Source organism: Aquitalea sp. USM4, assembly GCF_004328945.1.
In the GTDB taxonomy this organism is placed as follows: Bacteria; Pseudomonadota; Gammaproteobacteria; order Burkholderiales; family Chromobacteriaceae; genus Aquitalea; species Aquitalea pelogenes.
Map to the genome: position 1 here is coordinate 2,428,067 of NZ_CP029539.1, position 11,886 is coordinate 2,439,952.

9 protein-coding genes are annotated in these 11,886 nt (G+C 49.5%); all 9 read left to right on the forward strand.

What is annotated here, in order from left to right; genetic code table 11:
* The first annotated feature begins 22 nt into the window (after window positions 1-22).
* The 9 genes from DKK66_RS11265 (at window position 23) to DKK66_RS11305 (ending at window position 11,886) form a co-directional block, all read left to right on the forward strand.
* Entirely contained in the window at window positions 23-1,207 is a 1,185-nt protein-coding gene (locus DKK66_RS11265; protein WP_131358078.1) for a polysaccharide biosynthesis/export family protein, read from the forward strand.
* An 18-nt stretch (window positions 1,208-1,225) separates the two neighbouring features.
* On the forward strand, window positions 1,226-2,035 hold the full coding sequence (locus tag DKK66_RS11270; protein WP_242673479.1) for an ABC transporter permease: 810 nt from the start codon (window positions 1,226-1,228) through the stop codon (window positions 2,033-2,035).
* Complete coding sequence (locus tag DKK66_RS11275; protein WP_131358082.1) at window positions 2,032-2,694, forward strand: ABC transporter ATP-binding protein; 663 nt, start codon at window positions 2,032-2,034, stop codon at window positions 2,692-2,694. The genes DKK66_RS11270 and DKK66_RS11275 overlap by 4 nt, the downstream gene beginning before the upstream one ends.
* A 41-nt stretch (window positions 2,695-2,735) precedes the next feature.
* On the forward strand, window positions 2,736-3,863 hold the full coding sequence (locus DKK66_RS11280) for a chain-length determining protein (RefSeq protein ID WP_131358085.1): 1,128 nt from the start codon (window positions 2,736-2,738) through the stop codon (window positions 3,861-3,863).
* A 19-nt stretch (window positions 3,864-3,882) separates the two neighbouring features.
* Complete coding sequence (locus DKK66_RS11285) at window positions 3,883-5,901, forward strand: hypothetical protein (protein WP_131358088.1); 2,019 nt, start codon at window positions 3,883-3,885, stop codon at window positions 5,899-5,901.
* Complete coding sequence (locus DKK66_RS11290) at window positions 5,898-7,685, forward strand: hypothetical protein (RefSeq protein WP_131358091.1); 1,788 nt, start codon at window positions 5,898-5,900, stop codon at window positions 7,683-7,685. The genes DKK66_RS11285 and DKK66_RS11290 overlap by 4 nt, the downstream gene beginning before the upstream one ends.
* Before the next feature lies 1 nt (window position 7,686).
* Entirely contained in the window at window positions 7,687-8,829 is a 1,143-nt protein-coding gene (gene wecB / locus DKK66_RS11295; protein WP_131358094.1) for a non-hydrolyzing UDP-N-acetylglucosamine 2-epimerase, read from the forward strand.
* Between the two features lie 81 nt (window positions 8,830-8,910).
* Window positions 8,911-10,173, forward strand: a complete 1,263-nt coding sequence (gene wecC, locus DKK66_RS11300) for a UDP-N-acetyl-D-mannosamine dehydrogenase (protein WP_131358097.1) — start codon at window positions 8,911-8,913, stop codon at window positions 10,171-10,173.
* 24 nt (window positions 10,174-10,197) lie between these two features.
* Window positions 10,198-11,886, forward strand: a complete 1,689-nt coding sequence (locus DKK66_RS11305) for a glycosyltransferase (RefSeq protein WP_131358100.1) — start codon at window positions 10,198-10,200, stop codon at window positions 11,884-11,886.

An 11,886-nucleotide genomic window follows, 5' to 3' on the forward strand; every position in this document is an offset into this window, starting at 1 on the left:
AGTTATTGGAACAAACAACATCATGCATAGCGTTAATCGACTTATTCGCCGACCTGCCACTTTGCTGAGTGTGGCAATGATCTGTTCATTGAGTGCCTGTGGAACATTTCCCGGCTGGATCTCTGCAAGTGGCCCAAGTCGCGAACAAGTCCAGAGCCCGCGTGATACAAGGCGGATAGAAGGAATCAAGCTGGTCGATGTGGATGATGCCCTGGCAAAGAAACTGGCAAAAGCAAAGCAATTGGGCAGGTTTTCCGACATTTTCCCCAGTCATTCAAGCAATAACTACCTGATCGGACCGGGGGACATCATCGAGGTCTCCATCTGGGAAGCACAGCCACCCATGCTGTTCAGTGGTGTGTCTCTGGATGGCAAAGCCGCATCCTCCTCATCCCCTGCAGTCACACTGCCCGACCAGATGGTTTCACCCGACGGGACGATCAGCATCCCGTTTGCTGGAAAGGTGGCAGTAAAGGGGCGCAATACGGATCAAATCGGAGATGAAATCACCCGTCGTCTGCATGGCAAGGCTAATCGTCCACAGGTACTGGTACGAGTAGCCAAAAACAATACGTCAAATGTCACCGTTGTGGGTGAGGTCAGTACAAGTGCCACTCTGCCCCTTACTCCCAAGGGCGAGCGCCTGATTGACGCTCTGGCACTGGCCGGAGGCGTAAAACAACCTATCAGCCGGATGGCTATCCAGCTATCGCGTGGTGAAACCACCTCGACCATGGCACTGGATTCAATCATTCGTGATCCCAAGCAAAACATCATGCTCAAACCGGGCGATGTCGTGACTGCCCTGTTCCAGCCACTAAGCTTTTCCGTACTGGGTGCGACTGGCAAGAATGATGAAATTCCCTTTGAAGCACAAGGAATATCACTGGCACAGGCACTTGCTCGGTCCGGTGGCCTGAATGATATGCGTGCTGATGCACGGGGTGTATTCATTTTCCGTTTTGAAGATCCTAAGTTATTAGGTCAGGAAACGACACCCAAGACCGTGGTCAATGGCATGGTACCCATTGTGTACCAAGTCGACTTGCGCGATCCGGCCTCCTTCTTCGTGACACAGAATTTCCCGATCCAGAACCACGATATTCTTTATGTCACCAACTCGCCAGTTGCTGAGTTCCAGAAATTCCTCTCACTGATTATTTCAGTCGCAGTGCCTAGCGTAACACTCAACAATGCAGTCAAGTGAGAGTCGTGATGTCAAGTATTGAATATCAAGAAGCAAGAAGTCATGGCTAATCCAAGAAATCCGTTGGCAATTACTCTTGATGTCTGGCGTGCCATTTTCCTGCGCGAGGCACTGGATCGCTTGTTTGACATGCGTGCAGCCTGGTTCTGGCTGCTGATGGAGCCGGTAATGCATATCGGCTTTATCACCGCATTGTTTACCGTAGTGCGTCTGCATCGCATCGCCGGTGCAGATACTACGGTATGGATTATTGTCGGCATGCTGGCATTTTTCCTGTTTCGCCGTACGGGTATTCAGGTGATGTACGCCGTGGATTGTAATAGCCCGATGTTTGCATACCGGCAGGTCCGGCCATTTGATACCGCTATTGTGCGAGGTGGGCTGGAAGGTTTCTTGATGGTGCTGGTATCAGCCATCATTTTGGTGGCTGCATCCTTGCTTGGGCATGATGTCATTCCGGCGGATCTGATTCAGGTCGTGGTGGCACTGTTGGGGTTATGGCTGTTCGGTGTTGGGTATGGGCTGGTTTCATCGGTACTTATGGCACTGGTACCGGAAACCGAACATATCCTCAAGATATTAATGTTGCCGCTCTATCTTATTTCCGGTGTCATCATGCCCATAGGCTCAATCCCGCAGCCCTATCAGGATTGGTTGATGTTCAATCCAATTTCCCATGGTCTCGAATTGGTAAGGCAAGCTTATTCACCGTATTACCATGCAGCGCCTAGTACCAGCATGGCGTATCTATATGGCTGGGCCCTGGTCAGCATATTGCTGGGGTTGATGCTGTACCGGCGATTTGATTTGAAACTGGTAACTCAATGATTATCGTTAACGACGTACACAAACGTTATAAAACTGAGCACGGCATGGGGAAGTGGGTGCTGCAAGGCGTCAATTTCACCATTCCCCGTCATTTGAATGTTGGCCTTATCGGTAAAAATGGCGCAGGGAAATCCACGTTGTTGCGCATGATTGGTGGGGCCGATCATCCAACCAAGGGCAGCATCGAGCGTCGTTGCAAGGTGTCCTGGCCTATGGGGCAGGGCGGGCTGGAGGGCACCCTTAGCGGACGACAAAACGCTAAATTCGTTTGCCGTGTTCATGGGCACCAGGCCGATCTGGCAGACCGGTTGGCATTTATTCAGGACTTTTCCGAATTGGGTGCCGCTTTTGATGAGCCTGTCAGTACCTATTCTTCCGGCATGCGTTCCCGTCTGCAGTTTGGTTTGTCGCTGGCTTTCGACTTTGATGTTTATATCTCAGACGAAGTCACGGCAGCCGGCGATGCCGCATTCAGACAAAAGGCAGCCAATGCTTTCAAGTCCATGACTTCTCAGGCCGGCCTGATCATGGTTGCCCATGATGAAGGTACTCTCCGGGATTTTTGCCAGGCTGGTGTCTGGATTCATGATGGCAAGGCACATTGGTTCGACGATATCGAAGATGCGCTGAAAGCCTATCGGGATACCTTGCCCAAATGATAAATCACCCTAATTCGAGCAATGAAAAGAAACTGACTGGTATGGGAAAGCTATTTAGTCGTATTCACAGTGATTTGTTTTCGATCAGGATATTCAGCCGCCTGATTCAGCTGGTATTCATTCTGGCCGTATTGATCTGTGGCTATTGGTTAGTTATTGCCTCTGATCGCTACGAATCGAGTGCCAGCATGATCATTCGCAAAACGGATTCGCTTAGCCAGCAAAGTGTAGACCTTCCCTTGCTGATTTCGGGGGTATCTTCTGCCAGTCGGCCAGACCAGCTATTGCTGCGGGAATATCTCTTGTCTGTGGATATGCTGAAAAAGCTGGATAGCAAACTGAAGCTGCGTCGCCATTATAGTGATAGTCGTTACGATATATTTTCCCGGCTGTGGCAAGAAGACACGCCGATGGAGCTGTTCCAGCGCTATTTCGAAAAGCGGGTGAGTGTTGATTATGACGAGTTTGCCGGTGTGCTGCGCGTCAAGGTGCAAGCCTACGATGCAAAAACTGCACAGGCTATTGCTGCTGCAATGGTTGCTGAGGGCGAACGGTATATGAACCAGCTAGGCCATGAAATGGCCGAGACGCAGGTTAATTATCTGGTCAATCAGGTACAAATTTCACAGCAACGCTCACAGCAGGCTAATCAGCTACTGGTGGAATACCAGAACAAAAAGGGTTTGCTCTCGCCACAGGCTACGGCGGAAAGCATTAACAGCATTATTTCCGGACTGGAAAGCCAGCGAGCCCAACTGCAAACCCAATTGGCCACCTTGCCCAAGTCACTGGATGCGGACCACCCCAATCTGGTAATGCTCCGCCAGGCTATCAGCTCTGTGAATAGCCAGATTGCCCAGGAGAAGGCACGTTTGGCAAACCCTTCTGGCAAGACGCTGAACGTATCCATGGAAGAGTTCCAGCGCCTGCAGATGGACGCAGCCTTCAAGCAGGATGTGTACAAGTCGTCGCTGGCAGCCCTGGAAAAGGGGCGTTTCGATGCAGCACGCATGCTGGACAAGGTTTCTGTATTGCAATCCCCCAGCCTGCCGGAGTTTCCGCTTGAACCACGCCGCCTTTACAACATTCTGGCTACCTTGATCATCGCCGCCATGCTGGCAGGCACGCTCAAGTTGTTGGAAGGCATTGTGCTGGACCACCTAGATTGATGACTCCCTGAGAATTTCCATGCAAAAAATTCAGAATCTGAACAAGTCTGGGCCAGCTGCCGTCGAGAGCCAGTCGCAAGCCTTGGCTGATGAAAACAAAATGCTTATCGAACAGTTGCACCTGGTACAGGAAGAACTGGAACGGTTGCATCAGGCTAATGATGCAACCGTGGGAGTCTTGCCATCTGGCCAGAAATTGCTTTGGGTCGATGAGGAAATGCCAGATGTCCTGGCAGAAAACACTCGTTTGCAAACCAAGCTGGAAGTGCAGGCACAGCTGTATCAGTGCGAAAGCGCAGGAAGCCTTCACAACAAGCTGGGAACATTGTTGATCCACAGTGTAGATCGCCCTGCCAGCCTGTGGTCCTTGCCCGGCAAGCTGTGGGGAGTATGGCGCTCATATCATAAGCCACCCCCGGCAGCATTGGGGGGCAAGAGTTTTGGCAAGGTGGTGGAGGCTTGGGAGTCTGGAGGCCTGCCTGCGGTGGAGGCTTTGCTAGAAAAGTCGGCATGCTCACCACTAATCCAGGCCAATGCTTACACTGCCCTGGCACGCAGCTTGGTAAACAAGGACAGCCACCATGCTGCCGAGGTTTCGCGGCGTGCTTATGCACTGGATCCCAAACCCTATCGTTTGAAATGGTTGGCCTTTCGGCTGCATGAAGCGGGTGAACTGGCAGAAGCTGAGGCAATGCTGGAAGCATTGCCCACCGATATCCAGATCAGCGAGTCTGAGGCCAAGCAAATCCGCCAGATAAAGCATGAGGCCGAATACTGGCGCAAGTTGCAGGCGAAGCGGCAAACCGGTTATGCCGAAAAGCAGGCCAAAGTAGAGGCAACGATCAGGCAATTGACTGAGCAGTGTGCCGCACAGGGACAACAGCTGGAAGCCAGTCAGCAAGAGATCACACAACTCAAGCAGGATCAGGCCCGGTGGCAACAGGATGCGGACAGTTGGCAGCAGCGATTCCTGCAGCAGCAGGCCGCACTTGCCGATAGCCAAAGTGAATTGGCGGGCATCAGCCAGAGTGTTTTGGCTCTGAAGCAGGAAAACACCCAGCTGCAAGAAGAGCAAAATCTGCTGCTTGCTCAAGTCCATCAACTGCAAGAGGCGGTGGAAAGCCATCATCGACAGTCCGTTGTGCTGGAGCAGGAAAATGCATTGCTTTTGGCCAGATGTGACGAGCACAGCCGTAGTGCAAAAGCGTTGGAGCATGAACGTGAGAGTTTGCTCAAACAACTAGTCACAATAGAACTCAAACAGGCTGAGCAGCTGCAATCAGGTCAGATGGCCTTGGCTGCTTTACAGGCTGAACTGGACACAGTACAAGCCGAGCGTGCTGCCTACGCTTCTGAGCAGGCTTGCACTATCGACGCCCTGCAGCAGGCCAATGCAGCACTGGAGCTGGACAAGAATGCACAGGCTGCACAGCTGGCTGCGCTGCAGACTGAACTGAGTGCAGTACAAGCTGAGCGTCAGGCATTTGCCACCCAGCAACTTGCTGCCATCGAAGCTTTACAGCAGGCCAATGCAGCACTGGAGCTGGACAAGAATGCACAGGCGGCACAGCTGGCCGCGTTGCAGACTGAACTGAGTGCAGTACAAGCTGAGCGTCAGGCATTTGCCACCCAGCAACTTGCTGCCATCGAAGCATTACAGCAGGCCAATGCAGCACTGGAACTGGACAAGAATGCACAGGCCGCACAGCTGGCCGTGCTGCAGACTGAACTGAGTGCAGTACAAACTGAGCGTCAGGCATTTGCCACCCAGCAATTTGATGCCATCGAAGCATTACAGCAGGCCAAGGCCAAGCTGGAAGCCGATATTGCAGGTCTTGCTGCGCGTAGTGACGATCAATCCAAATTACTCAATGAGCGCAACAAGCGCATCAGTGAGCTGGAAGTGCAGATTCAGCAGCGTCAGGAGTCGGAAGCCGAGCTGATCGTTCGCCAGCAACACATGCAGGAAGAGCTGGTCCGTGCAGAGGCGCAGCTTGATCTGATCAAGGTAATGGTCCTGAAGGAGGATGGGCTGTGACCGCGGCGAAAGGCAAGGCGCTGGACAGCACATTGCGTACCGGCTTGGATGAGCAACTGGAAATAGACTCTCCACAAACACTGGTTCCTTTTGACGAACATCTGGTCGAACGTGCCCGCAGTCAATGGCAGTTTGGTGACTGGGAAAGCCTGACATCCATCCTGTTCGACACCATCCAGCACCACCCTGATCGGGCAAAGCTGGCGCTATTTGTGGCAGCCGGACATTTGCAAAGCGGCAATGTGCATGAAGCTCAGCAGTTGCTGCGTTTTGCCACCCGCTGGGGAGCCAGCAAGACCAATCTGGCCCGCATCCTGATTGCCGGGGTACACAACAGTCTGGGACGCGCAGCGGCGCTGACCGGACAAAAGGTGCGCATGCTCAAGCACTTCGAGTCCTCAGTAGGAGTGGGTACTCCGGGGGCGGATATCCGGCTGCTGGCCAAGGCTCGCCAGAACGAGCAATTAGCGCAAATCGATGTCGTAGCCAAGCTTCTTGCCCTGCCGGTATCTGCACCGACAGGTGCAGCACAGATTGCCCGCCAAACCATCAGCAAGACTGAATATTGCATCAGCCTGACTTTCCGCCTGGACAATGCCGGGCTGATGAACATGGGGTTTAACAGCAACAAGCCAGACTGGGTGAACGCCAAACCGGAACTGCTGGAATACAAAACCGAAAACAATGCGCCCATGTATTTGGTCAGCAATGGTAATGGCAATTTTGAAAAGCCTCCGCAGGATCAACAACTCACACTGACGGCAGATACTGCCTATTTGCTCAGCGGGACTATCGCGCAGCAAGGTAATAGCAAGCCAGTGGTTTGGTTGTTTCAATACGCGGGTGGCAAGCGGGAAGATTCCCAATCTGTTCCGGTAACGAACGGACGTTTTCGACTGGCTTTCCGCACACTTCCCCATATGGAAGCCCTCGCAATTGGTATTCGGCTGGCTGGAGAGGGAAGTATTGATCTGAAAAAGACCGTATTTACACTGAAAGAACAGAATAACGAAGAACTGATTGCATTTTTCGAAGAAAAAATAAGCAAACTGGAAAATTCCAGCAGAAACAGTGTCGAAAATTCCATGCGCCAGCTGGAGGCCTGTATCCGGTTACAGCATTATCTGGGCGACGAAACCATTTTGCCTGATATGCATAAATGGCCAATCAGTCCAGACTTCGGCGTCCTGCTGATTAACCTGATCGAACAGAATGTCTATGACGGCATTATCGAGTTCGGCTCCGGTACTTCATCCCTGATCGTGGCCAAAGCACTGGAGCGTGCTGCGCGGCGCCAGAATGGCTCCGCAGTTAGCCTGCTGACTTTTGATCACCTGGATGAATACGCAGGAAAAACCCGCAAACTGATTACCCAGTCCGGCTTGCAGCGCTACGCCAATGTAGTACTTGCCCCCCTTGAAAGCTGGCAAACCAAGGAGGATGAGCCATTTGCATATTATTCCTGTGGTGAAACCATCCGTGCTTACCGGCAGGAAATGGGTGACCAGACGCGTCGGATACTGGTGATCGTTGATGGCCCGCCATCTGCTGTGGGCAAACATGCGCGTTATCCGGCGTTACCTCAGGTTCTCGCTGCCTGTGGTGAAAATGATTGTATCGATTTTCTGATGGATGATTATTTGCGGCAGGAAGAGCAAGAAATTGTCAGACGCTGGATGGCTTTATTGGATGAGAGAAAAATAAAATACCAGCATATCGAATTTAATCATCTAGAGAAAAAAGCCTGCCTGTTACGGTTAAATTTTGAAAATACTGAGAAGTAATATGATTAATAAAAAATTGAAGGTTTTGGCCATATTTGGTACGCGCCCGGAAGCCATCAAAATGGCACCCGTTGTCAAGGCGCTATCGGCAGACCCATTTTTTGAAGCCAAAGTGTGTGTAACAGCGCAGCATCGGGAAATGCTGGACCAGGTACTGGAAATATTCTCCATCCAGCCGGATTTCGATCTGAACCTGATGAAGCCTGGGCAGGACCTGAGCGATATCACCTGCAATGTGCTGCTGGGCATGCGCACCATTTATCAGCAGTGGAAACCAGACATCATTCTGGTACATGGCGACACCACCACTACGCTGGCTGCCAGCCTGTCAGCCTATTACGCCAAAATTCCGGTTGCACATGTGGAAGCAGGTCTGCGTACACATGATAAATATTCCCCTTGGCCGGAAGAAATGAACCGCTGCATCGCCGGTGCAGTAGCCGACATCCATTTTGCACCCACCCAGCAAGCATATGCCAATTTGCTGCGTGAAGGAGTGGACGGCGCCAGCATTCATATTACCGGTAATACGGTCATCGACTCCTTGCTGGAAGTGGCCGAGCGGGTAAAAAGTGATGCACGTGTCAGTGCCGAAATGGCAAGCCGTTTTGATTTTCTGCATTCAGACAAAAGCATCATCCTGGTTACCGGTCATCGTCGGGAGAATTTTGGTTCCGGTTTTGAAAACATCTGTCATGCCCTGCGTGAAATTGCAGGGCGAAGTGATGTGCAAGTGGTTTTTCCGGTACATCTTAATCCAAATGTACAGCAACCCGTGCAGCGTATTTTGTCTGGCGTGCAGCGAGTGCATCTGATTCCACCGCAAGACTATCTTCCCTTTGTTTACCTGATGCAGCGCTGCCAGCTAGTCATTACCGATTCAGGCGGTGTCCAGGAAGAAGCTCCCTCGCTGGGTAAACCGGTCCTGGTGATGCGAGATACTACAGAACGCCCGGAGGCTGTCGAAGCCGGAACGGTTAAATTGGTTGGCACAGACAGTAATACCATCATTCGTGAAACATGCCACCTTTTGGATAATCAGGAAGCCTATCAGCAAATGACGCGCGCCCATAACCCCTATGGGGATGGCCTGGCCGCCATGCGGATAAAGGAAATCCTGAAGTCTTTTGCCGGTGCGGCATAAGAAGGTCGATACACCGCTTTGCCACTCGCTTGACTGCGAACACCTTATTGTCACAGTAAAAATAATTTTTGGATAAATCTCATGTTTAATACCATTTCCATGATCGGTCTGGGCTATATCGGCTTGCCGACGGCCACACTGTTTGCCTCCAGAAAAAAACATGTCATCGGTGTCGATATTAATCAACATGCGGTAGATACCATCAATCAGGGCAAGATTCATATTGTCGAACCAGAGCTCGATATCCTGGTACATGCCGCTGTTGCAGAAGGCTATTTGCGCGCCACTACACAGCCAGAGCCAGCAGATGCCTTTCTGATTGCCGTGCCGACACCCTTTATGGATGAGCACAAGGCAGACCTGCGCTATATCGAAGCAGCTGCGCACGCACTGGCACCAGTTTTGCAGAAGGGTAATCTGGTGATCCTCGAGTCTACCTCGCCGGTAGGAGCGACTGAAAAACTGGCTGCCTGGTTAGCGGCGGCTCGTAGTGACCTTAGCTTCCCGCAGCAAGCCGGGGAGGATGCAGATATCCAGATTGCCTATTGTCCGGAGCGCGTATTACCGGGCCGCGTGGTGCATGAGTTGGTCAGTAACGACCGCGTAATCGGTGGCATGACCAAGGCAGCCTCCACCAAGGCTATCGCCCTGTACCAAACTTTTGTCGAAGGTGCACTGGTAGCCACCAATGCCCGTACTGCAGAAATGTGCAAGCTGACAGAGAACAGCTTCCGTGACGTCAATATCGCCTTTGCCAATGAACTCTCACTGATTTGCGACAAGCTGGATATCAATGTGTGGGAGCTGATTCAGCTGGCCAACCGCCACCCGCGCGTCAATATCCTGCAGCCCGGAGCAGGTGTCGGCGGTCACTGCATTGCTGTCGACCCATGGTTTATCGTAGATACCACGCCAGAACAGGCACGTATTATTCGTACCGCGCGTGAGGTGAATGATGGTAAGCCAGAGTGGGTTATTACAAAAATAAAAAGCGTCATTGGTGATGTACTACGAAATAAACCAGGCATGACAATGGCTGATATCAGCATCGCGTGCCTTGGTCTTGCTTTCAAGCCGGATATCGATGATTTGCGCGAAAGTCCAGCCGTAGAAATTGTTAAAAACATAAATAAGCTTGGAGTAAAAACGCTTGTTGTTGAGCCTAATATAAAGAGCCTTCCGGTCGAAGTGCTATCTGGTAAATGTTTACTGGCTGATATGTCGGAAGCAATTAAGGTGGCTGATATTGTTTGTGTCATAGTTAAACATAAAGTCTTCGATGAGCTAAAGATTAAATTAAGTGAGCGTGAAAATGTCATTGATGTTGTTGGTTTGTTGCGGTAACTGCGTACAAAGGTATCCACGTAAATGAGTATTGTTCGTCGCGCATATGATGCATTTTGTAGAGGTGACTATGAAATGGCATTGGATAATTATCAGCAAGCTGGAAATTCTATCGGACATAAATTTTTCTCAGCTAATACTCAACTTTGTCGAAATAGATACTGGGATGTAAATAGTGGTAGGGTGCTTCGTGAGCCGAATCGGAAGTTGTGTGACGAGAGTGGCCAATTATTTTCGGACTCGCTAGTTGTTGCACTTGTTGCCGATGAGTTTACTAGCAATAGTTTTTCAAATGTATTTCAAGCACTATACGTTAATCCTGATAATTGGCGTGAACTCTTCGATACACATCAACCTGATATCTTTTTTTGTGAGTCAGCCTGGTCAGGGACTGATTCAGAAAAGCGGCCCTGGAAGGGGCAGGTTTATGCAAGTTGCAATTTTAAGCGTGAAAACAGATCAGCACTGTTAGATATAATTTCTTATTGTCGTACGAATGGAATTCCAACTATTTTTTGGAATAAAGAAGATCCTACTCATCATGATGATAAAGTTCATGATTTTGTCAAAACGGCAAAAGAGTTTGATTTTGTATTTACAACCGCGGAGGAATGTGAAGAGAGTTATCGAACTGTACATGGTGTGAATAATGTTTGGGCTCTTCCATTTGCAACGAACCCTCTATTATTTAACCCGGTGGAGAATCAGTCGAGATCATCAAGTATTGTATTTGCTGGTAGTTGGTATGGGAATCACCAGCAGCGCTGTATCGATATGGAGTCTATCCTAGATAGCATTATCACAGATGGATTTGATGTTGAAATTTACGACAGATTTTATGGTGGTCAAGATGAATTGCATTGTTGGCCTCAAAAATACCAAAAAATGCTGAAGCCTTCTAAGCCTCATGCTTTGATGCCTGATGTATATAAATCTAGTAAGTTTGGCTTGAATTTTAATACAGTTAAAAATTCTAAAACAATGTTTGCAAGAAGAGTTTTTGAACTGATGTCATCAAATACTCTAGTGGTTTCGAATTTTTCCCAAGGCACTAATAATTTGTTTGGGGACTTAATCGTATATCCAGATGTTGAGCCTGGGCGGCTGCGTAGTCTGTCAGATAGTCAAATTAACAATTTACGGCAGCGTGCACTAGATTTGGTTCTTTCTGAGCATACATATAAAAATCGCTGGAATACTATTTTAAATAAAATTGGTTTTTCATGTGTGGAAAGAGAAGTCTCGATCACGGTTGCTGTGAAAGTAAATGATCGTTTAGAAGCAAGAAAGGCTGTTGCATGGTACCAGCTTAATCAGGTTTATTTGCCAGGTAGTCGCTTATTGTTGATTGCTAGCGAAAGTATGAGTTGTATTGCCGTCGCAGAGCTATATCAAGAATTTAACCGTTTTAATATTGCGGTTACATCTTGTAGTCATATCAAACACTATGCTGTATTGGGTCGCTACTTCCCTATTGAAACAAGTCACTTTGTTTCTGTTGTTTCTGGAAAATTCCCTGATTTAATGCGCATACGTTCGGCATTGTTGCATTTGCAATATATGAATCAATTTCCAATATCTTTAACGGATGTGGATGAGATAAGATATAGTATAAAAACAATTGATTCTGAAAGTTTGATAATTGATTCGGCCTCTGAGTTGCCAGTCTGGTTACTCAATGCGCATTTAAATAGGATGGCTTACTTGGTTTAG

Coding starts and splice junctions, on each gene's coding strand:
- DKK66_RS11305 (WP_131358100.1), top strand. CDS start 10,198: ATGAGTATTGTTCGTCGCGCATATGATGCATTTTGTAGAGGTGACTAT.
- DKK66_RS11275 (WP_131358082.1), top strand. CDS start 2,032: ATGATTATCGTTAACGACGTACACAAACGTTATAAAACTGAGCACGGC.
- DKK66_RS11285 (WP_131358088.1), top strand. CDS start 3,883: ATGCAAAAAATTCAGAATCTGAACAAGTCTGGGCCAGCTGCCGTCGAG.
- DKK66_RS11265 (WP_131358078.1), top strand. CDS start 23: ATGCATAGCGTTAATCGACTTATTCGCCGACCTGCCACTTTGCTGAGT.
- wecB (WP_131358094.1), top strand. CDS start 7,687: ATGATTAATAAAAAATTGAAGGTTTTGGCCATATTTGGTACGCGCCCG.
- wecC (WP_131358097.1), top strand. CDS start 8,911: ATGTTTAATACCATTTCCATGATCGGTCTGGGCTATATCGGCTTGCCG.
- DKK66_RS11280 (WP_131358085.1), top strand. CDS start 2,736: ATGGGAAAGCTATTTAGTCGTATTCACAGTGATTTGTTTTCGATCAGG.